24 protein-coding genes are annotated in these 24518 nt (G+C 66.2%); 17 read left to right on the top strand and 7 right to left on the bottom strand.

All coding sequences use genetic code 11. The features are described 5' to 3' along the window. The first annotated feature begins 3 nt into the window (after nt 1-3). From gyrB to ACWV8V_RS11475, 13 genes are all read left to right on the top strand, one after another. Nucleotides 4-2463, top strand: coding sequence for a DNA topoisomerase (ATP-hydrolyzing) subunit B (gene gyrB / locus ACWV8V_RS11535; RefSeq protein WP_259260734.1), 2460 nt, complete (start codon nt 4-6; stop codon nt 2461-2463). 73 nt (nt 2464-2536) lie between these two features. Further along, a complete protein-coding gene (locus ACWV8V_RS11530; RefSeq protein WP_259260733.1) occupies nt 2537-3388 on the top strand; it encodes a CPBP family intramembrane glutamic endopeptidase in 852 nt (283 codons plus the stop codon). Between the two features lie 72 nt (nt 3389-3460). Further along, the gene (locus tag ACWV8V_RS11525) at nt 3461-4267 is read left to right on the top strand and encodes a M48 family metallopeptidase (RefSeq protein WP_259260731.1); all 807 of its coding nucleotides are present in this window, start codon (nt 3461-3463) and stop codon (nt 4265-4267) included. A gap of 142 nt (nt 4268-4409) precedes the next feature. After that, on the top strand, nt 4410-5603 hold the full coding sequence (locus tag ACWV8V_RS11520; RefSeq protein ID WP_259260729.1) for a tetratricopeptide repeat protein: 1194 nt from the start codon (nt 4410-4412) through the stop codon (nt 5601-5603). A gap of 145 nt (nt 5604-5748) precedes the next feature. Next, nucleotides 5749-6417, top strand: coding sequence for an energy transducer TonB (locus ACWV8V_RS11515; RefSeq protein ID WP_429000542.1), 669 nt, complete (start codon nt 5749-5751; stop codon nt 6415-6417). 86 nt (nt 6418-6503) lie between these two features. Then, nucleotides 6504-7262, top strand: a complete 759-nt coding sequence (exbB, locus tag ACWV8V_RS11510) for a TonB-system energizer ExbB (protein ID WP_259260728.1) — start codon at nt 6504-6506, stop codon at nt 7260-7262. A gap of 57 nt (nt 7263-7319) precedes the next feature. Next, nucleotides 7320-7745 (top strand): ExbD/TolR family protein, encoded by a 426-nt coding sequence (locus ACWV8V_RS11505; protein ID WP_046272259.1) that lies wholly within the window; start codon nt 7320-7322, stop codon nt 7743-7745. Between the two features lie 3 nt (nt 7746-7748). Further along, on the top strand, nt 7749-8162 hold the full coding sequence (locus ACWV8V_RS11500; RefSeq protein ID WP_046272258.1) for an ExbD/TolR family protein: 414 nt from the start codon (nt 7749-7751) through the stop codon (nt 8160-8162). A gap of 115 nt (nt 8163-8277) precedes the next feature. Continuing rightward, nucleotides 8278-9738: a cardiolipin synthase gene (gene cls / locus ACWV8V_RS11495; protein WP_152152796.1), complete on the top strand. Its 1461-nt coding sequence runs from the start codon at nt 8278-8280 to the stop codon at nt 9736-9738. A gap of 68 nt (nt 9739-9806) precedes the next feature. Next, nucleotides 9807-10067 (top strand): hypothetical protein, encoded by a 261-nt coding sequence (locus ACWV8V_RS11490; protein ID WP_070474188.1) that lies wholly within the window; start codon nt 9807-9809, stop codon nt 10065-10067. A gap of 4 nt (nt 10068-10071) precedes the next feature. Then, nucleotides 10072-10815 (top strand): pyridoxine 5'-phosphate synthase, encoded by a 744-nt coding sequence (locus ACWV8V_RS11485; protein ID WP_455899789.1) that lies wholly within the window; start codon nt 10072-10074, stop codon nt 10813-10815. 286 nt (nt 10816-11101) lie between these two features. Further along, nucleotides 11102-12193 (top strand): PA0069 family radical SAM protein, encoded by a 1092-nt coding sequence (locus ACWV8V_RS11480; RefSeq protein WP_455899788.1) that lies wholly within the window; start codon nt 11102-11104, stop codon nt 12191-12193. 103 nt (nt 12194-12296) lie between these two features. Continuing rightward, nucleotides 12297-12662, top strand: a complete 366-nt coding sequence (locus ACWV8V_RS11475; protein ID WP_455899787.1) for a hypothetical protein — start codon at nt 12297-12299, stop codon at nt 12660-12662. On the opposite strand, the gene ACWV8V_RS11470 is transcribed toward ACWV8V_RS11475, so the two are convergent. From ACWV8V_RS11470 to ACWV8V_RS11460, 3 genes are all read right to left on the bottom strand, one after another. After that, a complete protein-coding gene (locus ACWV8V_RS11470) occupies nt 12663-13373 on the bottom strand; it encodes a 2OG-Fe(II) oxygenase (RefSeq protein ID WP_455899786.1) in 711 nt (236 codons plus the stop codon). It lies immediately after the preceding gene. Between the two features lie 109 nt (nt 13374-13482). Next, the gene (locus ACWV8V_RS11465; protein WP_455899785.1) at nt 13483-14499 is read right to left on the bottom strand and encodes a class 1 fructose-bisphosphatase; all 1017 of its coding nucleotides are present in this window, start codon (nt 14497-14499) and stop codon (nt 13483-13485) included. Nucleotides 14500-14630: 131 nt separating this feature from the next. Beyond that, nucleotides 14631-15833, bottom strand: a complete 1203-nt coding sequence (locus tag ACWV8V_RS11460) for an amino acid aminotransferase (protein WP_121043765.1) — start codon at nt 15831-15833, stop codon at nt 14631-14633. 176 nt (nt 15834-16009) lie between these two features. Here ACWV8V_RS11460 and ACWV8V_RS11455 point away from each other — a divergent pair, with 176 nt between their 5' ends. Further along, nucleotides 16010-18139, top strand: coding sequence for a TonB-dependent receptor family protein (locus tag ACWV8V_RS11455; protein ID WP_455899784.1), 2130 nt, complete (start codon nt 16010-16012; stop codon nt 18137-18139). A 1-nt stretch (nt 18140) separates the two neighbouring features. Here the strand turns inward: ACWV8V_RS11455 and ACWV8V_RS11450 are convergent, their stop codons facing one another. Beyond that, on the bottom strand, nt 18141-18482 hold the full coding sequence (locus ACWV8V_RS11450) for a hypothetical protein (protein ID WP_102788774.1): 342 nt from the start codon (nt 18480-18482) through the stop codon (nt 18141-18143). A 144-nt stretch (nt 18483-18626) separates the two neighbouring features. Between ACWV8V_RS11450 and ACWV8V_RS11445 the strand changes: the two genes are divergently transcribed. The 3 genes from ACWV8V_RS11445 to ligD all read left to right on the top strand — a co-directional run bounded on the left by ACWV8V_RS11445 (nt 18627) and on the right by ligD (nt 22573). After that, the gene (locus tag ACWV8V_RS11445; protein WP_121043771.1) at nt 18627-19022 is read left to right on the top strand and encodes a hypothetical protein; all 396 of its coding nucleotides are present in this window, start codon (nt 18627-18629) and stop codon (nt 19020-19022) included. Between the two features lie 95 nt (nt 19023-19117). Continuing rightward, nucleotides 19118-20059, top strand: coding sequence for a non-homologous end joining protein Ku (gene ku / locus ACWV8V_RS11440; RefSeq protein WP_455899783.1), 942 nt, complete (start codon nt 19118-19120; stop codon nt 20057-20059). A gap of 6 nt (nt 20060-20065) precedes the next feature. Continuing rightward, nucleotides 20066-22573, top strand: a complete 2508-nt coding sequence (ligD, locus tag ACWV8V_RS11435) for a DNA ligase D (RefSeq protein WP_455899782.1) — start codon at nt 20066-20068, stop codon at nt 22571-22573. Here the strand turns inward: ligD and ACWV8V_RS11430 are convergent, their stop codons facing one another. Genes ACWV8V_RS11430 through adhP form a run of 3 tightly spaced genes read right to left on the bottom strand, consistent with a single transcriptional unit; the run spans nt 22574 to nt 24455 of the window. Continuing rightward, on the bottom strand, nt 22574-22969 hold the full coding sequence (locus tag ACWV8V_RS11430; RefSeq protein ID WP_455899781.1) for a hypothetical protein: 396 nt from the start codon (nt 22967-22969) through the stop codon (nt 22574-22576). 56 nt (nt 22970-23025) lie between these two features. Beyond that, nucleotides 23026-23403: a DUF779 domain-containing protein gene (locus ACWV8V_RS11425; RefSeq protein WP_313210550.1), complete on the bottom strand. Its 378-nt coding sequence runs from the start codon at nt 23401-23403 to the stop codon at nt 23026-23028. 23 nt (nt 23404-23426) lie between these two features. Beyond that, complete coding sequence (gene adhP, locus ACWV8V_RS11420; RefSeq protein ID WP_259260712.1) at nt 23427-24455, bottom strand: alcohol dehydrogenase AdhP; 1029 nt, start codon at nt 24453-24455, stop codon at nt 23427-23429. Nucleotides 24456-24518 lie beyond the last annotated feature (63 nt).

The raw sequence follows: 24518 nt of genomic DNA, 5'->3' as shown, positions 1-24518 counted from the left end.
GCAATGACTGAAGAACAGAACATCCCCGCCAACAGCGGCAACTACGACGCCAACAGCATCACCGCCCTGGAAGGCCTTGAGGCTGTCCGCAAGCGTCCTGGTATGTACATCGGTGACGTCCATGACGGCACCGGTCTGCACCACATGGTGTTCGAGGTCGTCGACAACTCCATCGATGAAGCCTTGGCCGGCCACGCCGACAATGTCTCGGTCATGATCCACGCCGATGGCTCGGTGTCGGTCTCGGACAACGGTCGCGGCATTCCGACTGGCAAGCACGAGCAGATGAGCAAGAAGCTCGACCGCGAAGTGTCCGCGGCCGAGGTCGTGATGACGGTCCTGCATGCCGGCGGCAAGTTCGATGACAACAGCTACAAGGTCTCCGGCGGTCTGCACGGTGTGGGCGTCAGCGTGGTCAATGCGCTGTCGCAGAAGCTGGTTCTGGATATCTTCCAGGGCGGCTTCCACTACCAGCAGGAATTCGCCGATGGTGCCGCGGTCAACTCGCTGAAGCAGGTCGAAGCCAGCACCAAGCGCGGCACCACGCTGCGCTTCTGGCCGTCGGTGAAGGCCTTCCACGACAACGTGGAATTCCACTACGACATCCTGGCCCGCCGTCTGCGCGAACTGTCCTTCCTCAATTCCGGCGTCAAGATCGTGCTGGTCGACGAGCGCGGCGATGGCCGCCGCGATGACTTCCATTACGAAGGCGGCATCCGTAGTTTCGTGGAGCATCTGGCGCAGCTGAAGACGCCGCTGCACCCGAACGTGATCTCGGTGACCGGCGAGTCCAACGGCATCGTGGTGGACGTGGCGCTGCAGTGGACCGATTCCTACCAGGAAACGATGTACTGCTTCACCAACAACATTCCGCAGAAGGACGGCGGTACCCATCTGGCCGGCTTCCGCGGCGCGCTGACCCGTGTGCTCAACAACTACATCGAGCAGAACGGCATCGCCAAGCAGGCCAAGATCAACCTGACCGGCGATGACATGCGCGAAGGCATGATCGCGGTGCTGTCGGTGAAGGTGCCGGACCCGAGCTTCTCCAGCCAGACCAAGGAAAAGCTGGTCAGTTCGGATGTGCGCCCGGCGGTGGAAAGTGCCTTCGGCCAGCGCCTGGAAGAATTCCTGCAGGAAAACCCGAACGAAGCCAAGGCGATCGCCGGCAAGATCGTGGACGCGGCGCGTGCACGTGAAGCGGCGCGCAAGGCGCGCGATCTGACCCGCCGCAAGGGCGCGCTGGATATTGCCGGCCTGCCGGGCAAGCTGGCCGACTGCCAGGAAAAGGATCCGGCGCTGTCCGAACTGTTCATCGTCGAGGGTGACTCGGCAGGTGGCTCGGCCAAGCAGGGCCGCAACCGCAAGAACCAGGCGGTGCTGCCGCTGCGCGGCAAGATCCTCAACGTGGAACGTGCCCGCTTCGACCGCATGCTCGCCTCGGATCAGGTCGGTACGCTGATCACCGCGCTGGGCACCGGCATCGGTCGGGACGAGTACAACCCGGACAAGCTGCGTTACCACCGCATCATCATCATGACCGATGCCGACGTCGACGGCGCGCACATCCGTACGCTGCTGTTGACCTTCTTCTACCGTCAGATGCCGGAGCTGATCGAGCGCGGCCACATCTACATCGGCCTGCCGCCGCTGTACAAGATCAAGCAGGGCAAGCAGGAGCTGTACCTGAAGGATGATCCGGCGCTGGACGCCTACCTGGCCAGCAGTGCGGTGGAGAACGCTTCGTTGATCCCCGCCGAAAGCGAGCCGGGCATCGAAGGCGTGGCCTTGGAGAAGCTGCTGCTCTCCTACGCTTCGGCGCAGGAAACCATCGCGCGCAACGGCCATCGCTATGATCGCCAGGTGCTCGAAGCACTGATCGATTTCACGCCGATGGATCTGGAGCACCTGCGCAAGGCCGGCGCCAACGAAGGTCTGGCCGCGCTGGCGACCCGCCTCAACCAGGGCAGCCTCGGCTCGCCGCGCTATACGCTGGAACTGCAGGAGCCCACCGACGAGCGTCCCGCCGCTGTGCTGGTCACGCGTCGCCACATGGGTGAACAGCTGATCCAGGTGCTGCCGCTGGGCGCATTTGAAACCGGTGAACTGCGTGCCCTGCACCAGTCTTCCCTGCTGCTGCACGGCCTGGTCCGTGCCGGTGCGAAGATCAGCCGCGGTGCCAAGTCGGCCGAGATCGGCAGCTTCGCCGAAGCGCGCAACTGGTTGCTGGATGAGGCCAAGAAGGGCCGCCAGATTCAGCGATTCAAGGGTCTGGGTGAAATGAATCCCGAGCAGTTGTGGGACACCACGGTCAATCCCGACACCCGCCGCCTGCTCCAGGTGCGGATCGAAGATGCCGTGGCCGCCGATCAGATCTTCAGCACGCTGATGGGCGACGTGGTGGAACCGCGCCGTGACTTCATCGAAGACAATGCGCTGAAGGTCGCCAACCTGGATATCTGACACAATCGGGGAAGGGCCGGCCCGGATGCGACCTGCATCCGGCCGGCCATCGCTCCCCGATGCCAGGAATCCGATGTCCGCTACCCCCTCGGCGTCCATGACGCCTCCGCTGCCTCCCGCCGTCCCGTCGTCACCGCGAAAGCCGGGCTCCCCGCTCGCGGGATTCTTCATCGACCTGGGCATCGGCACCGCAGTCCTGTTGTCATTGAGTCTGATCGGTGGCTTGCTCTGGGGGCTGTATCGCGGCGCGATCATCGGATACCAAGCGGCTCGCGACGGCGCCGATGCCTCCGCCGTAGCCGGTCTTACCCAGCAGCTGGGCCAACCCGGTGCCCTCGCCCAGATCCTGATGGCGCTGAGCGCTACCGGCGGCGCTGCACTGGTGCTGTACTTCTTCCGCCGCCGGGCCACGCCCGCCGAACGTGCGTTGTCCTTCCAGGCCGCAGGCCGCCCCTCGACCTGGGGCTGGACGTTGTTGGTCGCCACCGGTGTGATCATCGGCAGCAACCTGATCGCGTGGCTGGCCAAGCAGGCGGGCATCGAACCGGTGCCGACCAACCTGGCGCTGATGGAACAGGCGATGACGCGCTTCCCATGGTTTCTCGCGCTGTTCGCTGTGGTGCTCGCCCCTGCGTATGAAGAGCTGTTGTTCCGCCGCGTGCTGTTCGGCCGCCTCTGGCAGGCCGGTCGCCCTGTGCTGGGCATCGTGCTGAGCAGCCTGGCCTTCGCGCTGGTGCATGAAATCCCCGGCACCAGCGCCAACGGCCCATGGGAAATCGCCCAGTTGTGGCTGGTCTACGGCGGCATGGGCGCCGCCTTTGCCTGGCTCTACCAACGCACCGGCACTCTGTGGGCGCCGATCGCCGCGCATGCACTGAACAACGGCATCGCCCTGGCAGCGCTGATGTTTCTCGGCGTGCAATGATCGATCAGGCGGCTTGACGAAAATTTACGTCGCCACGTTCCACACTGCCTACATGAACACGGGGGAGCGCACATGAAACCAGTGCTGTTGGGAATTGCCATTGCCATGCTGGTGAGCGCGTGCGCCACCACCACCTCGCCAACCGGCCGTCGTCAGATGGTCGGCGGTGTCTCGCAGGCCGAACTGGATCAGCTGGGCGCACAGGCGTTCACTGAAACCAAATCCAAAGGCACGCTCAGCACCGATCCGAAGCAGAACGCCTACGTGCAGTGCGTAGTGAATGCGCTGGTTGCCCAGCTGCCTGCTCAGTACCGTGGCGTACGGTGGGAAACGGCGTTGATGGTCGACAAGGAGCCCAACGCGTTCGCCCTGCCCGGCGGCAAGGTCGGGGTCAACACGGGCATCTTCACCGTCGCCAAAAACCAGGATCAGCTGGCTGCCGTGATCGGCCATGAAATCGGCCACGTCATCTCGCGGCACCACGAAGAACGCCTCACCCGTCAGATGGGCGCGCAGACCGGCTTGTCGGTTCTGGGCGCGCTGGCGGGCGCCGCCTACGGTGAGGGCGCGGCCAGTACCGTCAGCCAGCTCGGTGGCGCTGGCGCCCAGGCCGCCTTCCTGCTGCCCGGCTCGCGGACCCAGGAAAGCGAGGCGGATATCGTCGGTCAGCGGTTGATGGCCGAGGCCGGCTTCAACCCCGCCCAGGCGGTGGATCTGTGGCAGAACATGATGGCCGCCAGCGGCGGGCGTTCGCCCCAATGGCTGTCCACCCACCCCGACCCCGCCAACCGCATCCGTGAATTGCAGCGAGACGCGCCGTCCCTGAGTGGTGTATACCAACAAGCCCAGGCGGCCGGGCGCAGGCCAAAGTGCGGTTGATGCGCCCGGATACGACCAAAAGATGCTGTATTGCAGCATCGGAAACGATTTCTCACGCCATCAGTTTCTGATACGTTTGGCGGCTCAGATTTTTCTGACAGTCCGTTTTGATGCCGCCGCGGCGGTTCGATCGAGGTGAAAGATGATTTTCAGCAACCACAAGCAAGCCGTCCTTTCCGTCCTCATCGCGACCGCTATCGGTGGCGCCATGGTCACCGATGCGTTCGCCCAGTCCCGCTCGTCGGAGCGTGGCAACCGCGGCGGCAAGCAGGCGAAGGCCGAAGTGCTCTACCCGAACGCGACCCGTCAGGAGCCGGAGCAGAAGTCGTCGGCCAAACTCGGCCCGAAGCTGCAGAAGCTGATTGACAGCTACAACGACCAGAAGTTCCCGGAGACGCGCGCGCAGGCTGAAGAGATTCTGGCCAATCCCGCCGCCAACACCTACGAGAAGTCGCTGGCCGCCCAGCTCGCCTCGCAGGCGGCCTACCAGCTCGACGACGTCGCCGCTGCCAAGAAGTACCTTGAGCAGGTGTTGCAGCTCGGTGGCCTGGACAACAACGGCCACTACCAGTCGATGCTGATGCTGGGCCAGCTGCAGGTGCAGGAAGACCAGATCAACGAAGGCCTGGCGACGCTGGACAAGTACTTCGCCGAAACCAAGTCCACCAAGCCGGAAGAGCTCGTGGCCAAGGGTCAGGCGCTGTACCAGGCCGAGCGCTACGCCGAGGCGATCCCGGTGCTGCAGCAGGCCATCGCCGGCGCGACCGAGCCGAAGGACAGCTGGAACCAGCTGCTGATGGCCGCCATGGCCGAAGCCGGCCAGACCGGTGAAGCGGTCAAGCAGGCCGAGGCGCTCGCCGCCAAGAACCCGAACGACAAGAAGGCCCAGCTGAACCTGGCCAGCATGTACATGCAGGCCGACCAGATGGACCAGGCGGGCGCGATCATGGGCAAGCTCTACAGCGCCGGCCAGCTGACCGACGAGCGCGAGTACAAGCAGCTCTACTCGATCTACGCCAACAGCGAGAACAAAGAAAAGGACGTCATTGCCGTTATCAATGATGGCTTGCAGAAAAACATCCTGAAGCCTGATTATCAGGTGTACCTCGCGCTGGCCCAGGCGTACTACTACTCGGATCCGCCGCAGGCAAACAAGGCGATCGAGGCGTGGCAGAAGGCTGCCCCGCTTTCCAAGGACGGTGAGACCTACCTGAATCTGGCACGCGTGCTGCATTCGGAAGGTCGCATCCCGGAGGCCAAGCAGGCCGCCCAGCAGGCGCTGGCGAAGGGTGTGAAGAACCAGGCGGATGCCAAGAAAATCATCAACCTGAAGTAAGTAGGAATAACGCCTGAACGCCTGCATTAGTGATGCGCAGGCGCTCAGGATTGGTATAAGCTTGGAGGTTCCTGCGGTGTCATGCACCGCTGATCATGGGCTACCTGTCCTCGGGTACCCGGCCCCACTAATGAGCTCTTGGCGCATGACGGAACAACTAGTCGTTCACAGGTACGAACAACGCGATGACACCGGCCTCTCCTGGCCGCGTATCGTGGGTATCGCTTTTGTAATCGCACTGCATCTCGCCGCCTTCATGATGCTTTTGATCCCGGCTGTGGCCCCCAAGGCCGCTGCGGAGAAAGAACGCAACATCATGGTGACCCTGGTCGACGCTCCGCCGCCGCCCCCACCGCCGCCGCCGCCGCCGCCGCCGGATGACACCCCGCCGCCGCCGGTGAAAAACCTGTCGCCGCCGAAGCCGTCCCCGGTTCCGCCGCCGCCGCAGGCCCCAGTGGTCGATATCCCGGACCCGCGTCCGACCGACATCGTCACGCCGCCTTCGCCGCCGTCGCCGCCGCAGCCGCCGAGCACCATTGAGGCAAGCGTCGACATCTCGTCGAAGAACATGAACCCCCCGCGTTACCCGCCGGCCGCGTTCCGTGCTGGTATCCAGGGTGAAGTCATCCTGATCATTGATGTCGATGCCAATGGCAACGTCACCAATGTGTCGGTCGAGAAGTCCAGCCGTAACCGTGACCTCGATCGCGCCGCCATGGAAGCAGCTCGCAAGTGGAGCTTCCGTTCCGCGGAATCGGGCGGGAAGAAGGTCGCAGGTCGCGTTCGCGTCCCGGTCAACTTTGCGCTGAACTGATAGTGGGCGGTGGCCCGCCGGCCACCGCTTCTACCGGTTATTTCTAGCAATACCCTTTATCACCACACACAACAAAGGTAAGCGTCATGCTGCAGGAACTTTTCATCGCCGCTGCTGCCGGGGGCAACTCCAACGCCCTGTCGCAGATGGGCTTCGAGCACCTGATCCACGAGATGACCACCCAGCCGGGTGACTTCGCCGTCTCCTGGGTCGTGCTGCTGACCCTGATCATCATGTCGGCCATGTCCTGGTACTGGACCGTCATCAACATCTTCCGTGCTTCCCGTCTGAAGGCTGCTGCCGACAAGGTCGTGAGCCTGTTCTGGGATACCCCGAACGCCCAGGACGCCATCCGTGCGATGGAAGAACAGCCGGCTTCGGAACCCTTCTCCAAGATCGCTCTGGACGCTGCACAGGCTGCTGCGCACCACCAGCGTTCGGAAGGCGGCGCCACCGGTGGCCTGGGTGAAAACCTGAGCCGTTCGGAGTTCGTCGATCGCGCCCTGCGTCAGGCCGTGACCCGCGAAAGCAACAACCTGCAGTCGGGCATGACCCTGCTGGCCACCGTCGGCGCAACCGCTCCGTTCGTGGGTCTGCTGGGTACCGTGTGGGGCATCTACGGCGCGCTGATCAAGATCGGTGCCACCGGTTCCGCCTCGATCGACGCCGTTGCCGGCCCGGTGGGTGAAGCACTGATCATGACCGCCATCGGTCTGTTCGTGGCTATCCCGGCCGTGTTCGCCTTCAACTTCTTCAGCAAGATCAACAGCGCCACGATCAGCAAGTTCGATACGTTCGCTCACGACCTGCACGACTTCTTCGCCACCGGTTCGCGCGTTCGCTAATAGCGACGCGCGTCACCCAGCGAGAACGTAGTCAACACGATCTAGACGGAGCCCGTTATGGCTTTCAGTAGTGGTAACAGCGGCGGCCCCATGGCCGACATCAACGTTACGCCCCTCGTGGACGTGATGCTGGTGCTGCTGATCATCTTCATCATCACGGCGCCCCTGATGTCCCACAAGGTCAAGGTGGATCTGCCTGAGGCCAACCTGGTGCAGAATCCGGAAGACGCTGAAAAGCGGGCGAGCCCGATCACCTTGGCAGTCAAGGAAGACGGCTCGATCTACTGGAACGACGAGGAAATCGACAAGCAGACTCTTGAGTCGCGCTTGGCGACCGCCGCCCAGCAGACCCCGCAGCCGCCCCTCAACCTGCGTGGTGATCGCACCACCAAGATGCGCGTCATCAATGAGATGACGAAGGTCGCGCAGGAACAGGGCATGCTCGACGTGGGCTTCGTCGCCACCAAAGTAAAGGGGCAGTAAGCCATGGCGTTCAGTACTGGTGGTAACAAAGGCCCCATGGCCGACATCAACGTCACGCCCCTGGTGGACGTGATGCTGGTGCTGCTGATCATCTTCATCGTCACCGCGCCGATCATGACGTACCCGATCGCCGTTGACCTGCCGCAGCGCGTGCTCAACCCACCGCCGGTGACGGTCGAACCGCCGCCGCCGATCGAGCTGAAGGTGGACGCCAGCAACCAGGTGTCGTGGAACAACAGCCCGGTGGCTGTGGGCGAACTGCAGCAGCGTATGGAACAGGAAGTGCAGCGCGATCCGACCAACCAGCCGGAACTGCGCATCGATGCCAGCCCGGACTCCGAGTACGACGTGATGGCCAAGGTGTTGGCTGCCGCGAAGAATGCTCAGATGAAGAAGATCGGCTTCGTACAGCAGTAATACGCAAGACGCAGTCATGACGCGACTGGAAAACGCCCCTGGAAACAGGGGCGTTTTTTTTGTGCCGCCGGCCGCGGATACGCGCCAGCGCCACGCCGCCCGCTATCATCCGGCCATGCTCGCAACCTTCGACGTCTTCGGGGACTGGCTCGACGCCATCCCCCACCTGCGCCCCCTGATGGTGGCGGCCTACATTCTCTATCTGCTGTGGCTGACCGGCTGGATCATGCTGCAGAAGCGCGAGCCGGTCGCCACGTTGAGCTGGATCCTGTCGCTGGCCGCCCTGCCCTACCTCGGGCTCTTCATCTACTACCTGCTCGGCCCGCAGAAGGTGAAGCGGCAGCGCCTGCGCCGTGGCCGTTCGCGCTCGGGCATGGAGCACTACAGCAGCGTCTGCCCACCGGACGCGGACTGCACCGAGCTGGCCAAGATCGCTCAGGCCACCACCGGGCTGTCACCCAGCTCGGCCACCGAAGTGGAGTGGCTGGTCGACGGTGCGGCCACCTACAGCGCGCTGCTCGCGGCCGTGGCCAAGGCGCAGGATCACCTGCACCTGGAGTACTACATCTTCAATCCGGACCACGCCGGCACCGCGCTGCGCGATGCGCTGACCGAGCGTGCCGCCGCCGGTGTACGCGTGCGGCTGCTGCTGGATGCGGTCGGTTCGTCATCCATCCGCAAGCGTTTCCTGCAGCCGCTGCTGGATGCCGGTGCCGAAGTGGTGTGGTTCCATCCCCGGCAGCTGCTCAAGCCGTTCAAGCGGCCGTGGTTGAACCTGCGCACGCACCGCAAGCTGGTCATCATCGATGGCCTGCAGGCGTTCACCGGTGGCATCAACATCACCGATGAGGAAGACGAGAGCGTCCGCCCGGATGCGTATCGCGACCTGCACATGCGGCTGCGGGGCCACGTGGTGCGCAGCCTGCAGCTGGTCTTCATCGAGGACTGGATCTACGCCACCGGCCAGGAACCGGCGCGCTTCAACATCGCCCAGCTGTGGCCGGAAACCATGCCCAGCCGCAGCGAGGGCAGCATCAATGCGCAGGTGCTGGTGTCCGGACCGGACTCCTCATGGGAGACCATCCACCGGTTGCACGTGGCGGCGATCCACGAAGCGAAGGAGCGCGTCTGGCTGGTGACGCCGTACTTCGTGCCCGGCGAGGCCGCCCGCATGGCACTGACCTCGGCCGCACTCGGTGGGCTGGACGTGCGTCTGCTGGTGCCCAAGATGAGCGACTCCTGGTTCGTCACCCAGGCCGCGCGCTCCTACTTCGACGAGCTGCTGCAGGCCGGGGTCAAGATCTACGAGTACGGCCCGCGCATGCTGCACACCAAGGCCTTCATCGCCGATGACGACGTGTGCATCGTCGGCAGTGCGAACTTCGATCACCGCAGCTTCCGGCTGAACTTCGAGCTGTCGATGATGATCAGCGACACCGGTCGGGTGGCAGCGCTGGCCGAGATCCTGCTGGCCGAATACAGCAGCGCCTCACCGGTCTACAACGACCGCCAGCGTTCGCTGTGGCGGCACCGTGTGCCCGAGGCGTTCGCCCGCCTGGCCTCGCCGCTGCTGTAACCACTGCTCCCCGTGGAACCACACCCGGCGCCAGCGCTACACTGGCCCGGTCAATCGGGGAGAACGACATGTACTGGCTGTTTCTGCTGTTCGCGCTGGCCTGTTTCGGCATGGCGCTCAAGACCCCCCACATGGGGCTGATGGCGCTGTCGCTGCTGGGCACCCTGGTGTTCCTGCTGGCGTGGGTCCGCGGCCTTTACGTGGCCCGCTTCGGCGATGTGCAGCCCACCCGCGCGGCCATCACCGATCCCAACGAACTCCGTCGGCTGCGGGAGCTCGCCCTCCAGGCGCGTACCCCGGCCGCTCAGGGCGAATCCGACCCCTCGTAGTGCCATGACCCAACTCAGCGTCAACGTGAACAAGATCGCCGTCCTGCGCAACTCGCGCGGCGGCACCGACCCGGACGTGCTGCAGGCCGCCCGTGCCTGCCTGGACGCCGGCGCGCACGGCATCACCGTGCACCCGCGCCCGGACCGCCGCCACATTCATGCCGAGGACGTGCTGGCGCTGTCCGCGCTGACGGCCGAGCGAGGCGTGGAGTTCAACATCGAGGGCAACCCGTTCGCGCCACCGCGTGAGGGCTACCCCGGGCTGCTGCCGCTGTGCGCGCAGACCCGCCCCGCCCAGGCCACCCTGGTGCCGGACGGCGACGGCCAGCTCACTTCCGACCACGGCTTTGAGTTCGGCCGTGATGCACAGCGCCTGCGCCCGCTGATCGCCGAGTTGAAGACGTACGGCTGCCGGGTCAGCCTGTTCGTGGACGCAGGCAACCCCGACATCGCTCAGGCCGCCGAGATCGGTGCCGACCGCGTGGAGCTCTACACCGGCCCCTACGCCGAGGCGCATGCCGCCGGCGATGCCACCGCCATGCTGGCGCTGTTCGGCGATGCCGCGCGCCGCGCCCAGGCGGCCGGCCTGGGCGTCAACGCCGGCCACGACCTGTCGCAGGACAACCTGGCCGAGTTCCTGCGGACCGTGCCGGACGTGCTGGAAGTCTCGATCGGCCATGCGCTGATCAGCGAGGCGCTGTACGACGGGCTGGATGCCACGGTGAAGGGATATCTGCGGCTGCTGTGATGCGACGCGGATCCCTGCCGCGTAAGGCGCCCCGCATCCGGTAGGAGCCGCCCGATGGTCGGCTCAGCCGCCCGGTGACATGGCACGCCAGGCACGCGCCCTGACCCTGTGGATAATCTGGGGGATCAAATCGGTCCCCACCTCCGGCAACCCTTACCCGGCGCGGGTTTCACTTCCCATTGCCCCTGTGGTTAGTAATACTACTAACCATGGATATCTCCCATCCCCGCCGTTCCGATGCCACAACGTCTCATTCCCTGAGACGTCCCGGCGATAGCCTTTGACGATGGGTATTGCGATCAAAGGCCGGGGCTCCCGCACGCACCTGGCGGGCCGTTTCGAGGTCACCGTCAGCGAAGCGATGGACGACGGCTGGGCGCCGGACGAGTGCGAGGAGTTCGCCGCGCCGCGGCTGCGCACCGAAGTACGCGCCGAAACCGCCCGCAGCATCATCAGCCGCAACAAGTCGCCGGATGTCGGCTTCAGCCAGTCGGTCAATCCGTACCGCGGCTGCGAACATGGCTGTTCGTACTGCTTCGCCCGGCCCTCGCACGCCTATCTCAATCTCTCGCCCGGGCTGGACTTCGAGACCAAGCTGTTCGCCAAGACCAATGCGCCGCAGCTGCTGCGCAAGGAGTTCTCGCGCCCCGGCTACGTGCCGCAGCCGATCGCGCTGGGCATCAACACCGACGCCTACCAGCCGATCGAGCGCAAGCTCAAACTCACCCGCCAGCTGATCGAGGTGATGCTCGAAACGCAGCACCCGTTCTCGCTGATCACCAAGAACGCGCTGGTCGAGCGCGACATCGACCTGCTCGCACCGCTGGCGGAAAAGCACCTGGTCAGCGTGCACTTCTCGGTGACCTCGCTGGACCCGCACCTGTCGGCCAGGCTGGAACCACGCGCCTCGGCCCCGCATGCACGGCTGCGCGCGATGCGTCGCCTGAGCGATGCCGGCATCCCGGTCGGGGTGATGGTCGCGCCGGTGATCCCGTGGATCAACGATGCCGAGCTGGAAGCCGTGCTCGAGGCCGCCCACGATGCCGGTGCCACCACGGCCGGCTACGTGCTGCTGCGCCTGCCGCTGGAAGTGGCGCCCCTGTTCCGCGACTGGCTCGACACCCACCATCCGGACCGCGCTACGCACGTGATGAGCACCATCAACCAGCTGCGTGGCGGCAAGGACTACAACAGCCAGTTCGGCACGCGCATGCGCGGCGAAGGCGTCTACGCGGATCTGCTGTCCAACCGCTTCAAGCTGGCTCGCAAGCGCCTGGGCTTCGACGCGCAGCACAGCCACTGGCCGAAGCTGGACTGCACCCGCTTCCTGCGGCCGCTGCCCCCGCGGGTGGACTTACCCCAGGGCTCGCTGTTCTAACCAGCGCCCCCGATGGACTTTGGGCCGCGCCCGCCCAACAATCGGGCCAAGACGCCGCGCCGCGGTGGCCTGACGTCCATATCGGATATCCAAGGGGAACCACATGTCATCGGCAGCCACCTCGGCCGCGTCGAACGCGGCCAACATCGCGATCAACGCCGCCATCACCGCCGCGGTGCAGCAGCAGCGCGACGCGGTGATCGCACACTTCACCGGCCATCAGGCGCTGTCACCGCAGAGCGCGATCGCGGCGGACAGCATCGACCCTGCATTGCAGGTAGCGCTGAAGTACTACCGCGACAACGGCGTCATCCGCGACGCGGGCGCTGATCGTCTCTATCTCGATCTGGACGTGCTGGCCGGGTTGAAGGCGAAGGCGAAGCGCACCGGGCGCAATGTGCTGATCACGGTGATGGTGTTGGCCGTGGTTGTCGTTGTCGGTGCTGTGTTGCTGGTGTGGGCGCGCTGATCAGTTCCCACCAAATAATTTCTGAGCACTCTGGAAAAGAATCCAGCTCGTCGCAATGAACTTGTCCCCACCCTGCGGCCGGTTGCCCCGATGCGTGTGGGTGAACGACGTCGGTGCGATCAACAGGCTGCCCGTGCGCGGCGCAACCTTGCGGCCCTGGAACAGGAACTCGGTTTCGCCGGCGTCGAAATCGTCATTGAGGTAGAGCGTCCACAGCAGGTGGCGGTGCAGCGTTTCGCCGGCCGGATCGCGCGGATACAGCTCGCAGTGCCAGTACGGATAGCCACCCTCGCCCGCCGCATACCATTGCAGATTGATGGCGCCGGGCCGCAGGCAGGTGCGGGCCAGGTCGGACAGCGTGGCGTCGTCCATGTCGGGGAAATCCTCGGCTGCCAACCGGCGCGGTTGGCCGTGGCTGTCCTGGATCTGCAACATCAACGGCGAGATCAGGGCCTGTGGATAACGGCGTAGATAAGTCAGCAAACCCTTGAAAACCGCCTGCTGCAGCACCGCTTCGGCCTGCCGCCACTCGGGCCGCCCGCTGATGCGAAGATCCTTGCTGTGCTTGAGTTCCGGGAACACACCGCTGCCCACTTCGCCCGGCTGCAACTGCGCACTGGATCGCATCTGGGCCTGCAGGGCCGCGCAGACCTCGTTGGGGACGGCGTTGTGGATTACTTCGATGAAATCGAGCGGTGCGTCGGCAGTCATGGGGTCATCCGTGGGCACGAATGGCCGATGGTGACCGCTGCCGTGGCCGATGTCACGCCGTTGCCACGTAACAACAGGGCTGACCGATCGGCCAGCCCTGTGTAGGAAATCAACCTGCCGCGCTGTCGTGTTCGCGGTGATAACGGGTGGCTTCTTCCACTTCATTGCGCGAGCCGAGGAAGACCGGCACGCGCTGGTGCAGCTGATCGGGCTGGATGTCGAGAATGCGCTCGCGGCCCGTGGTGGCGGCGCCGCCGGCCTGTTCGACCAGCAGGCCCATCGGGTTGGCTTCGTACATCAGGCGCAGCTTGCCGGCCTTGGACGGATCCTTCGTGTCCCACGGGTAGATGAAGATGCCGCCGCGGGTCAGGATGCGATGCACGTCGGCGACCATGCTGGCGATCCAGCGCATGTTGAAGTTCTTGCCGCGCGCGCCTTCCTTGCCGGCCAGCAGGTCCTGCACGTAGCCCTGCATCGGGGTTTCCCAATGCCGCTGGTTGGACATGTTGATCGCAAATTCCTGGGTGTCCGCCGGGATCTGCATGTCCGTCGTTGTCAGCACGAACTCGCCCTTCTCGCGGTCAAGGGTGAACGCGTGGGTGCCGTGGCCGACGGTGAGCACCATCTGCGTGCTCGGCCCGTAGATGCAGTAGCCGGCCGCGACCTGCGCGGTGCCCGGCTGCAGGAAGCTGGCATCGTTGGGCTGCTCGGTGCCCGGCGGGCAGCGCAGCACCGAGAAGATGGTGCCGACCGACACGTTGACGTCGATGTTGGAGCTGCCATCGAGGGGATCGAACAGCAGCAGGAAGTCACCGCGCGGGTAGGTGTCGGGCACCGGCTGGCAGTGATCCATTTCTTCCGAGGCGCAGGCGGCGAGGTGGCCGCCCCAGGCGTTGGCTTCCAGCAGGATCTCGTTGCTGATCACGTCCAGCTTCTTCTGCGCTTCGCCCTGCACGTTGCCGGTACCGGCTTCGCCGAGCACACCGCCCAGCGCGCCCTTGCTGACCGCGATGGAGATGCTGGTGCAGGCGCGGGCGACGACAGCGATCAGCTGGCGCAGATCGGCGTTGATGCGGCCGGCATGTTGCTCTTCGATCAGATAGCGGGTCAGCGACGTCTGGGACATGGAATCAGGCGGCCTTCAGAGGGGAAGCGCCTATTGTCGCCCTTCGCCGGAGCCATTACGAGGCGCGGGCGGCACCGCATAGCAGAACGGCCGCGCATGGCGGCCGTTCTGCTTCACAGGGGCAATACTGCTCAGCCCTTGCTGACGGTCGCCACCGCCTTGGCCACGTATGCCAGGTTGCCCTGGTTGAGTGCGGCCACGCAGATGCGGCCGGTACCGACGGCGTAGATCGCGAACTCGTCGCGCAGGCGGTCCACCTGGGCGCGGCTCAGGCCCGAGTACGAGAACATGCCGGCCTGGTCGTTGATGAAGGCGTACTCCGGTGCGCCGGCGGCGACCAGGTTCTCCACCAGACCATGGCGCAGGGCGTGGATACGCTCACGCATCTCGGTCAGTTCCGCTTCCCACACCTGGCGCAGCTCGACGCTGTTGAGCACACCGGCCACCAGCGCAGCGCCGTGGTTGGACGGGCTGGAGTAGATCGTGCGGATGATGCGCTTGACCTGCGACTGCACGGCCTTGGCCGCGTTCGCGTCCGGGGCGACCACCGACAGCGCGCCAATGCGCTCGCCATACAGCGAGAACGACTTGGAGTACGAGTTGGCGACCACGAAGCTGTCGATGCCGGCCTCGGCGATGATGCGCACGGCGGCGCCATCTTCGCTGATGCCCTTGTCGAAGCCCTGGTAGGCCATGTCGATGAACGGGAACAGCTGGCGATCCTTCAGCAGCTCGGCCACCTGCTTCCACTGCGCGACGGTCAGGTCGGCACCGGTCGGGTTGTGGCAGCACGCGTGCAGCAGCACCACGGTGCCCGGCTGCAGCTTGCCGAGGTCGGCCAGCATGCCGTCGAAGTCCACGCCATGGGTGGCGGCATCGAAGTAGGTGTAATCGACCACGTCGAAGCCGGCCGCGCCGAACACCGCGCGATGGTTTTCCCAGCTCGGGTTGCTGATGGCGATGGTGGCGTGCGGCAGCAGCTTGTGCAGCAGGTCCGCGCCGACGCGCAGCGCACCGCTGCCGCCGATGGTCTGCGAGGTGGCCACGCGGCCAGCAGCCAGCAGCGGCGAGTCCTTGCCGAAGACCAGCTCGCGGGTGGCCTGGGTGTAGGCCGGCAGACCGTCGATCGGCAGGTAGCCGCGCGGTTTGGCGTCATTGGCCAGCTGCTGTTCGATCGTGTTCACGGCGCGGAGCAGCGGAATGCGGCCGCTCTCGTCGTAATAGATGCCCACGCCCAGGTTGACCTTGATCGGGCGGCTGTCGGCGTTGTAAGCCTCGGTCAGGCCCAGGATCGGGTCGCCTGGGACCAGTTCCACATTTGCAAAGAAGGACACGGCGGTACTCATTCGGATGACGGAAGGGGGAGGGTGGCGCGACGCGGAGATGGCGGCAGAATCAGCCAAAACCGACCCATCGTAACAAAGCCCTGCCGAGGGCGCCGAGGCCGTCGTCACGTCACCTTCCGTACCATGGCGTGCGGCACGCCCATTCACCGAGGATCCCGCCCCGCATGCTCCGTCTTACCCCGCTGGCCCGCCACTGTGCGCTGGCCTCGGCCGTGTTGCTGCCGTCGCTGGCGCAGGCCCAGAACACCCCCACCCCGCCCGCCCCGATCGAGCGCCTGCCGACCGTCCAGGTCCAGGCCGCGCGCGTGGCCCAGGTGGCCGATATCGATCTGCCGGCCTCGCTGACCACGGTCTGGGTGGACGAAGACCGTACCGGGCCGCTGGCCCAGCTCTCCGAGGCACTCAACGGCATTCCCGGGGTGGTCGCCCGTGATCGCCAGAATTACGCGCAGGACACCCAGCTGTCGATCCGCGGCTTCGGCGCGCGCTCGACCTTCGGCGTGCGCGGCGTGCGGGTGCTGGTGGACGGTGTGCCGGCCACCATGCCCGACGGCCAGGGCCAGCTCTCCCACGCCAGCCTGCTCTCGGCGCAGCGCGTGGAGGTGCTGCGCGGGCCGTTCTCGGCGTTGTACGGCAACTCCTCTGGCGGCGTGGTGCAGGTGTGGAGTGCGGACGGCGCCGAGGGCGACCCGTGGCGCCTGCGGCTGGACACCGGCAGCGACAACACCCTCAGCGCCGGCGCCCAGCTGCGTGGCGTGGAGGGACCGATCCGGTACAACGTGGCCGCCAACCACTTCCGCACGGACGGCTGGCGTGACCACAGCCAGGCCCGGCGCGAATCGGTCAACGCCCGTCTCGGCACGGATGTCGGCGGCGGCCAGCTGGATCTGGTCCTGAACTACTTCGATGCGCCCGACGCGCAGGATCCGCTCGGCCTGACCCGCGCCCAGGTGCGCGAGAACCCACGCCAGGCCACTGCGGTGGCCACCCAGTACAACACCCGCAAATCCGTGCGCCAGGCCCAGGCCGGGCTGGTGTTCACCCGAACGGAGGGCGCGCAGACGTGGCGCGCGATGGGCTATGCCGGCCAGCGCAGCGTGGAGCAGTACCTGGCGATCCCGCCGGCGCCGCAGCTGAACTCGCCGCTGCACGCTGGTGGGGTGATCGATCTGGACGGCGATTACGGTGGGCTCGACGCGCGCTGGGCGTGGCACGGTGACTGGGCCGGTCGACCGCTGGATGTGGTGATCGGTGCCAATGCCGACCGTCAGCAGCAGGATCGTCGTGGTTACGAGAACTTCGTCGGGGATCAGGTCGGCATCAAGGGCCGCCTGCGCCGTGACCAGAGCGACCGGGTCGAGAACGTGGACCAGTTCGCCCAGGCGTGGTGGCAGTGGGCGCCGCGTTGGTCGTTGCTGCTGGGGGTGCGCCACAGCACGGTCCGTTTCCGCTCCAACGACCACTACATCACCGCCGGTAATCCGGACGACAGCGGTTCGCGTCGCTACGAAGCGACCACGCCGGTGGCCGGGGTGGTGTTCCGCGCCAGCGATGCGTGGCGGCTGTACGCGTCGGCCGGACGTGGCTTCGAAACGCCCACCTTCAACGAGCTGGGCTATCGCGCCGATGGCCAGGCCGGGCTGGCGCTGGATCTCTCGGCGGCCCGCAGCCGCAACCTGGAAGTCGGCAGCAAGTGGCATGGACAGAATGGCGCGCAGGTCGAAGCCGCGCTGTTCCGCGCCGATACCGCTGACGAGCTGGCCGTGGCGAGCAACAGCGGCGGCCGCAGCACCTACCGCAACATCGGGCGCACGCGCCGCCAGGGCGCGGAGGCCAGCTATGTGCAGCCGCTGGGGGCGCAGGCGGATCTTTCGCTGGCCTACACCTGGCTCGAGGCCACCGTGCGTGATCCGTATGCGCTGTGCGCGGCCGCTGGCTGCAACACGGTGACCGCCGGCTCACGCTTGCCCGGCGTGCCCAGGCAGCAGTGGAACGCGCGGGTGCAGTACCGCCCGGGCCCGTGGCAGTGGGCCGCCGAGGTGGTGGCCTCCAGCGACACCGTGGTCAACGATCTGGCCACCGAGCGCGCGCCGGGCTACGCGCTGCTGAATCTGGAACTATCGCGGCGCTGGACCACCGCGCAGGGCACGCTGCGTGCCTTCGCCCGGATCGACAACGCCCTGGACCAGCGCTACATCGGCTCGGTGATCGTCAACGACGGCAACCAGCGCTTCTTCGAGCCCGGCCCGGACCGCCGCTACAACGTCGGGCTGCAGTGGCAGTGGGCGCCCTGACCTAGCGCGGCGGCTTGGCCGGCACGAACGGTGAGGTCGGGTCGCTGGCCGGGAAGGTTTCTTCCAGCGCCTCGTCCTGGTTGTCGCTGGCGTGTTCCTTGCGCTGGCGGCGCTGGTATTCATCTTCGCGGCGGTGATGACCGGCCGGGCCTTTCTCGCCGGCTGCCGAATCCTTGCGGTCGCGCGGGACCGGGTCCGGGGTGACCGCCACCGGCAGGTGATCGGGTGCGTCGTCGGGCACGGACATCCCGGCGCCGCGGTCTTCGGCGTCCTGGTTGTCATGTTTGGCGCGCTGCTCGCCGGGGACCGGGGCGGTGGCGTCGCGCAGGGGATCGCGGGGCATGGGAGTTCTCCAGTAGCTGTGCACCCCACTACAGCGCGCGGCGGGTGAAGTCGCCGCGAATCCCGGTGCATCAACGAATCTGTCACGGCCGGATAACGGTGGCGGGTCTATTCCTGCCTGCCCCGCCGCTGTCGGAGTCGTGTCATGCCCCGCCTGGACCGCCGTGCCGCACCCGCGTTGTTCAACGCCTACCTGCAGCCGGAACGGAGCGGGCGCCGTGCGCGCCGTGACCGTGCCGAGGACGCGCAGGCGGTTGCACAGGACTACCTGCAGTACATGCGCAGCGATTACGAGCAGCGCCGCAGTCATGGCCGGCGTAGCTGGCGCGACCTCTATCCCGCCTACGCCTTCGCGCTGACCACGCACTACGCCGACTGGCCGCGCGGTGCCGATGACACCGATGGCGAGCTGGCCGAGCACTGGGAACAGATGCGCGGGCAGTCGCGACTGGGCTGGCACCAGGCCCGCGCCGTGGTCGAAGACGCGTGGCTGGCGCTGGATCACATGCCGGCGGCGGCGGTGCACGGCCTGCTGCAGTAGTCGCGGCGTGCAGCCGGCCTGCACAGCCTGGACACAGGCGTTTCACGTGCCGCGCGGTACAGCTGCCCTCCCTGTAGTGTTGGAGTGGCGCCACCATGGCCCGACCGATCTGGACCGGCACGCTGTCATTCGGGCTGCTCAATGTCCCGGTGTCGCTGATGTCCGGCGAGCGCAACGTCGATCTGCACTTCCGGATGCTGGATTCGCGCGACCGCAAGCCGATCCGCTTCGAGCGCGTCAACGCCGATACCGGCGAAGAAGTGCCGTGGAAGGACATCGTCAAAGCCTACGAGTACGACAAGGGCAGCTATGTCGTGCTGGAGGAAGACGACATCCGCTCGGCCGCGCCGGAAAGTCATGAGGCGGTCGAGGTGGAGACCTTCGTCGATGCCGGCACGATCGATCCGCGCTACTACGAGAAGCCCTACCTGCTGGTGCCCGCCAAGAAAGCCGAGAAAGGCTACGTGCTGCTGCGCGAAACGCTGCGCAGCACCGGCAAGGTCGGCATCGCGCGGGTCGTGGTGCGCACCCGCGAGTACCTGTGCGCGGTGATGCCGCACGGCGATGCGTTGGTGCTGATGATCCTGCGCTATCCGCAGGAACTGGTGGACCCGCAGGACTACAAGCTGCCCAGTGGCAGCCTGTCCGAGTACCGCATCACCAGCAAGGAAACGGCCATGGCCGAGCAGCTGATCGAGTCGATGTCCGGCGAGTGGAAGCCGGACGAGTACCACGATGAATTCCGCGAGCGCCTGCACACGTTGCTGAAGAAGCGGATCAAGGCCAAGGGCGGCACCACCAAGGTGGAGGAGGAGCCGGTCCCGCGCGAGGACGATGCGACGAACGTGGTCGATTTCATGTCGCTGCTGCAGAAGAGCCTGGATGCCAAGAAGCGCACGCCGGCCGCCAGAAAGACAGCGGCGAAGAAGGCCACGGCCAAGGTCGCCAAACCCACCGCCGCCAAAAAGGCGACCAAGACAGCAGGCAAGGCGGCCAAGAAGACCCCCAAGCGCGCGCCTGCGCGCAAAGCCGGGTAAGCCGCCGTGTCCCTGCAGGAATACCGCCGTAAACGCCGTTTCGACGGCACCCCCGAGCCGGACGCCGAGCGCCGCGGTGCGCCGGCGCGACGGCCGATCTTCGTGGTGCAGCTGCACCATGCCAGCTCGCGCCATTACGACGTCCGGCTGGAAGCTGACGGCGTGCTCAAGAGCTGGGCGGTACCGAAGGGCCCTTCGCTGCGTGTCGGCGAAAAACGGCTCGCTGTGGAGGTGGAAGACCATCCCCTGTCCTATGCGACGTTCGCCGGCGATATCCCCAGCGGCCACTACGGCGCTGGCCATGTGGATGTCTATGACCACGGCACGTGGGCCTGCGACGGCGATCCGCTGGAGGCGATCGCGGCTGGCAAGGTGGACTTCGTGCTGCACGGCGAGCGCCTCAAGGGCGGCTGGAAACTGGTGCGCACCGCGATGAAGGGCAAGCAGCATCAGTGGCTGTTGATCAAACGCGATGACGATGAGGCAAGGGATATGGAGGCCGATGATCTGTTGGAGGCGCCACCGAAGGCCGCCAAGCGCACGGGCACCAGGAAGGCCGCCGCTGCCAACGCAACGAAGGCCGCCCCGGCCAGGAAAACCGCCCCCGCCAAGGCCGTTACCACCCGCGTCGTACGCAAGGCCGATGCGCGCTGGTCCAAACGCGCGCTCGCGCTTGAAGGCGCACGCGAGAGGCCCTATCCGCACGACTTCAAGCCGCAACTGACCGACCACCGTGCCACCGCGCCGGATGGCGAGCAGTGGCTGCACGAGATCAAATGGGATGGCTATCGCCTGCTCGCCGACGTGCGCGATGGCGTGGTTGCGCTGCGCTCGCGCGGCGGGCTGAACTGGACCGACGATTTTCCCGAGGTGGTGCAGGCGATCGAACGGCTGCCGGTGCGCGATCTGCGCCTGGACGGTGAACTGGTGGTGCTGGATGCGCAGGGCCGCAGTGACTTCACCGCGTTGCAGAAGGTCATCGACGGCACCGCGAAACAGCCACTGCGCTATGTAGTGTTCGATATGCCGGGCATCGCCGGTGTGGATGTCAGCCGGGTGCCGCTGCTGGAGCGCAAGGTGCTGCTCAAGGATCTGCTGGGCAGCAAGCCGGACACCCTGGCCTACAGCGACCATGTGCGCGACCACGGCCCGGCGGTGTTCGCCGCCAGTGGCGAGGCCGGGTTCGAAGGCATCATCAGCAAGCGGATCGATGCGCCCTACGTCAACGCACGCTCACGCGACTGGATCAAGATCAAGCACGAGAACACCGATGAGTTCCTCATCGTCGGCTATACCGAGCCCAAGGGATCGCGCAGCGGTTTTGGCTCGCTGCTGATGGCCGCACCGGACAAGGGTGGGTTGCGTTATGTCGGCCGCGTCGGCACGGGCTTCGATGATGCCGCGCTGCGCGCGCTGACCAAGCAACTGACGCCGCTGACCGTGAAGGACGCGGTGGTGGAGCTGCCCGCGCATGTGCCGTTCACCGCGCGCAGCGTGCACTGGGTGAGGCCGGTGCTGGTGGCAGAGGTCGCTTTCCGCGGCTGGGCCAAGGAAGGGTTGCTGCGCCAGGCCAGCTTCAAGCGGCTGCGCGAAGACAAACAGCCGAAGGATCTGGTCGCGGCAGCCAACGTCACTACCGCCGCTGTGCAGGAAGAGAGCACCGTGGCGATCAGCCATCCCGAACGCGTGGTGTTCGCCAAGGCGAAGATCACCAAGGGCGAAGTGGCCGACTACTACCGGCGCATGGCGCGCTGGATCCTGCCCGAGGTGGCGCACCGTCCACTGTCGGTGCTGCGCTGCCCGGACGGGGTCGACAAGCCCTGCTTCTTCCAGAAGCACCATGGCACCGGGCTGGGCGGTGCGGTCAAGGCGATCCCGCTGGAGCAGAAGAGCGGGCGCGAGGACTACCTGTACATCGAGGATGTGGAGGGGCTGCTGCAGTTGGTGCAGATGAACACGCTGGAGCTGCATCCCTGGGGAGCCACCGTCGAGGATCCCGAACACCCGGACCGGCTGGTGTTCGATCTGGATCCCGGCGAAGGCGTGAACTGGACCCAGATCAAGGCCGCCGCACGCGATGTGCGCGCGCGCCTGCAGGAAGCCGGGCTGGAGAGCTTCGTCCGGCTCTCCGGCGGCAAGGGCGTGCACGTGGTGGTGCCGCTGCAGCCCAAGGCCGACTGGGCGCACGCCAAGGACTTCTGCGAGGCCTTCGCGCAGGCCATGGCCACGCAGGCACCGGAGCGCTACGTGGCGACGATGAGCAAGGCCAAGCGCGACGGGGTGATCTTCATCGATTGGCTGCGCAATGCGCGTGGCGCCACCAGTGTGAGCTCGTGGTCGCTGCGGGCGCGGCCGGGTGCCGGCGTGGCGGTGCCGTTGCGTTGGGAAGAACTGGGTCGCATCGCGGCGCCGTATGCCTTCCCGATGGCGAAGGCGCTGCAGCGCGCGGAGCGGTTGAAGCAGGACCCGTGGGCGGGCATCGAGCAGGTGAAGCAGGTGCTGCCCGGCACCTGATCAGGCGCGCGCTGGCCGGAACCGCGTGCCCGCCCACAGGCCCACGAACGCCTGCACCGGCAGCGAGACCAGCAGGATCACCACGAACCAGAACGGGAAATCGCTGCCGAAATCCCAGGCGGTGTAGATCGATGCGGCCGCGATCACCGCCCACACCACGCCGCCGTGGCTACGGGGCCAGGTCGGCGCGTAACGGCTGGCAAAGGCGATCGCGGCGATGCCGCTGAGGATCGTCCAGGCGAGGTCCCAGGCCAGCTGCGGCTCGCCGCCCGGCGGAATGCGCAGTAATGGCACCAGCCACGAACCGAGGCTGTTGACCAGCACCATCACCGCGAACGCGAACACGACGGCCAGCACGGACAGCAGTGGATTCTTCAGGGCGGACCACACAGGCATGGCGGCGACATCACGGCGGGAGAGCCGCCATTATGGACGGGTTGCCGCAGCGTGTTTCAGACCCGGCCCGCGGCCTTGAGCCGGGCGAACTCCTCATCGCTGAACAAGCGCGAGCGGACCAGGAAGCGCACGCCCTCGCCGTTTTCCAGCGAGAACATGCCGCCCCGGCCGGGCACCACGTCGATGATCAGCTGGGTGTGCTTCCAGTACTCGAACTGCGCGGGGCTGATGTAGAACGGCGCCCCGCCGATCTCGCCCATGCGCACGTCACGGTCGCCGACGATGAAATCGCCCTGGGCGAAACACATCGGCGAGGAGCCGTCGCAGCAGCCGCCGGACTGGTGGAACAGCAGATCGCCGTGGCGGGCCTGCAGGGTCTCGATCAGCTGCAGCGCCGGGAGGGTGGCCATTACCTGGAGCGGGAGGTCGGTCATGATCGGGATGCCATGGGCGCCGCTTACGCGCTCATGTCCAGCACCACGCGGCCTTCGATCTTGCCGGCCTGCATGCGCGCGAAGATGTCGTTGATGTTCTCCAGCGAATCGCTGGTGACCGTCGCGGCCACCTTGCCCTGCTCGGCGAACGCCAGCGATTCCTGCAGGTCCAGGCGGGTGCCGACGATCGAGCCACGCACGGTGATGCCGTTGAGCACCATGCCGAAGATATCCAGCGGGAAGTTGCCTGGCGGCAGGCCATTCAACGAGACGGTGCCGCCGCGACGGACCATGCCCAGTGCCTGCTCGAAGGCCTTCGGCGAGACCGCGGTGACCAGTGCGCCATGCGCCCCGCCGATCTCCTTCTTCAGGAACGCGGCCGGATCGGTGTTGCGTGCGTTGACGGTGATCGTCGCGCCCAGCCGCTCGGCCAGGGCGAGCTTGCCGTCGTCGATATCCACTGCGGCCACGTTCAGGCCCATCGCCTTGGCGTACTGCACGGCCATGTGGCCGAGCCCGCCGATGCCGGAGATCACCACCCACTGGCCGGGCTTGGTATCGGTGACCTTCAGGCCCTTGTAGACCGTGACGCCGGCGCACAGGATCGGCGCGACCTCGATGAAGCCCACGCCCTTGGGCAGCAGCCCGACATACGCCGCGTTGGCCAACGCGTACTCGGCGAAGCCACCGTTCACCGAGTAACCCGTGTTCTGCTGCGCTTCGCACAGGGTTTCCCAGCCGCCCAGGCAGTGCTCGCAGTAGCCGCACGCCGAATACAGCCACGGGATGCCGACGCGGTCGCCTTCGCGGATATGGCTGACACCCGCACCCACCGCGACCACGTGGCCGACGCCCTCGTGGCCGGGAATGAAGGGCGGGTTCGGCTTGACCGGCCAGTCCCCGTCCACCGCATGCAGGTCGGTGTGGCACACGCCACAGGCTTCGATCTTCACCAGGATATCGCCGGGCCCCGGACGCGGCACCTCGACTTCCTCGATACGCAACGGCTTTCCGAACTCGCGGACAACAGCGGCCTTCATGGTCTTGTTCATGCGTGGATCTCCGTGGATGGCCAAGGACTGCACTGTGGCGCCGGCCGCATGCCGGCGCCTTGA

It is taken from the genome of Stenotrophomonas sp. Ker107b (assembly GCF_053847245.1).
This window is presented reverse-complemented; position numbering and strand designations above follow the sequence as displayed.

What these genes read in the sequence shown, in the direction of transcription:
- ACWV8V_RS11520 (WP_259260729.1), top strand. Translation starts at nt 4,410, where the DNA reads ATGATTTTCAGCAACCACAAGCAAGCCGTCCTTTCCGTCCTCATCGCG.
- ku (WP_455899783.1), top strand. Translation starts at nt 19,118, where the DNA reads ATGGCCCGACCGATCTGGACCGGCACGCTGTCATTCGGGCTGCTCAAT.
- ACWV8V_RS11445 (WP_121043771.1), top strand. Translation starts at nt 18,627, where the DNA reads ATGCCCCGCCTGGACCGCCGTGCCGCACCCGCGTTGTTCAACGCCTAC.
- ACWV8V_RS11500 (WP_046272258.1), top strand. Translation starts at nt 7,749, where the DNA reads ATGGCGTTCAGTACTGGTGGTAACAAAGGCCCCATGGCCGACATCAAC.
- ACWV8V_RS11450 (WP_102788774.1), bottom strand. Translation starts at nt 18,482, where the DNA reads ATGCCCCGCGATCCCCTGCGCGACGCCACCGCCCCGGTCCCCGGCGAG.
- ACWV8V_RS11475 (WP_455899787.1), top strand. Translation starts at nt 12,297, where the DNA reads ATGTCATCGGCAGCCACCTCGGCCGCGTCGAACGCGGCCAACATCGCG.
- exbB (WP_259260728.1), top strand. Translation starts at nt 6,504, where the DNA reads ATGCTGCAGGAACTTTTCATCGCCGCTGCTGCCGGGGGCAACTCCAAC.
- ACWV8V_RS11530 (WP_259260733.1), top strand. Translation starts at nt 2,537, where the DNA reads ATGTCCGCTACCCCCTCGGCGTCCATGACGCCTCCGCTGCCTCCCGCC.
- adhP (WP_259260712.1), bottom strand. Translation starts at nt 24,455, where the DNA reads ATGAACAAGACCATGAAGGCCGCTGTTGTCCGCGAGTTCGGAAAGCCG.
- ACWV8V_RS11430 (WP_455899781.1), bottom strand. Translation starts at nt 22,969, where the DNA reads ATGCCTGTGTGGTCCGCCCTGAAGAATCCACTGCTGTCCGTGCTGGCC.
- ACWV8V_RS11485 (WP_455899789.1), top strand. Translation starts at nt 10,072, where the DNA reads ATGACCCAACTCAGCGTCAACGTGAACAAGATCGCCGTCCTGCGCAAC.
- ACWV8V_RS11425 (WP_313210550.1), bottom strand. Translation starts at nt 23,403, where the DNA reads ATGACCGACCTCCCGCTCCAGGTAATGGCCACCCTCCCGGCGCTGCAG.
- ACWV8V_RS11470 (WP_455899786.1), bottom strand. Translation starts at nt 13,373, where the DNA reads ATGACTGCCGACGCACCGCTCGATTTCATCGAAGTAATCCACAACGCC.
- ACWV8V_RS11465 (WP_455899785.1), bottom strand. Translation starts at nt 14,499, where the DNA reads ATGTCCCAGACGTCGCTGACCCGCTATCTGATCGAAGAGCAACATGCC.
- cls (WP_152152796.1), top strand. Translation starts at nt 8,278, where the DNA reads ATGCTCGCAACCTTCGACGTCTTCGGGGACTGGCTCGACGCCATCCCC.
- ACWV8V_RS11455 (WP_455899784.1), top strand. Translation starts at nt 16,010, where the DNA reads ATGCTCCGTCTTACCCCGCTGGCCCGCCACTGTGCGCTGGCCTCGGCC.
- ACWV8V_RS11515 (WP_429000542.1), top strand. Translation starts at nt 5,749, where the DNA reads ATGACGGAACAACTAGTCGTTCACAGGTACGAACAACGCGATGACACC.
- ACWV8V_RS11525 (WP_259260731.1), top strand. Translation starts at nt 3,461, where the DNA reads ATGAAACCAGTGCTGTTGGGAATTGCCATTGCCATGCTGGTGAGCGCG.
- ACWV8V_RS11480 (WP_455899788.1), top strand. Translation starts at nt 11,102, where the DNA reads ATGGGTATTGCGATCAAAGGCCGGGGCTCCCGCACGCACCTGGCGGGC.
- ACWV8V_RS11490 (WP_070474188.1), top strand. Translation starts at nt 9,807, where the DNA reads ATGTACTGGCTGTTTCTGCTGTTCGCGCTGGCCTGTTTCGGCATGGCG.
- gyrB (WP_259260734.1), top strand. Translation starts at nt 4, where the DNA reads ATGACTGAAGAACAGAACATCCCCGCCAACAGCGGCAACTACGACGCC.
- ACWV8V_RS11505 (WP_046272259.1), top strand. Translation starts at nt 7,320, where the DNA reads ATGGCTTTCAGTAGTGGTAACAGCGGCGGCCCCATGGCCGACATCAAC.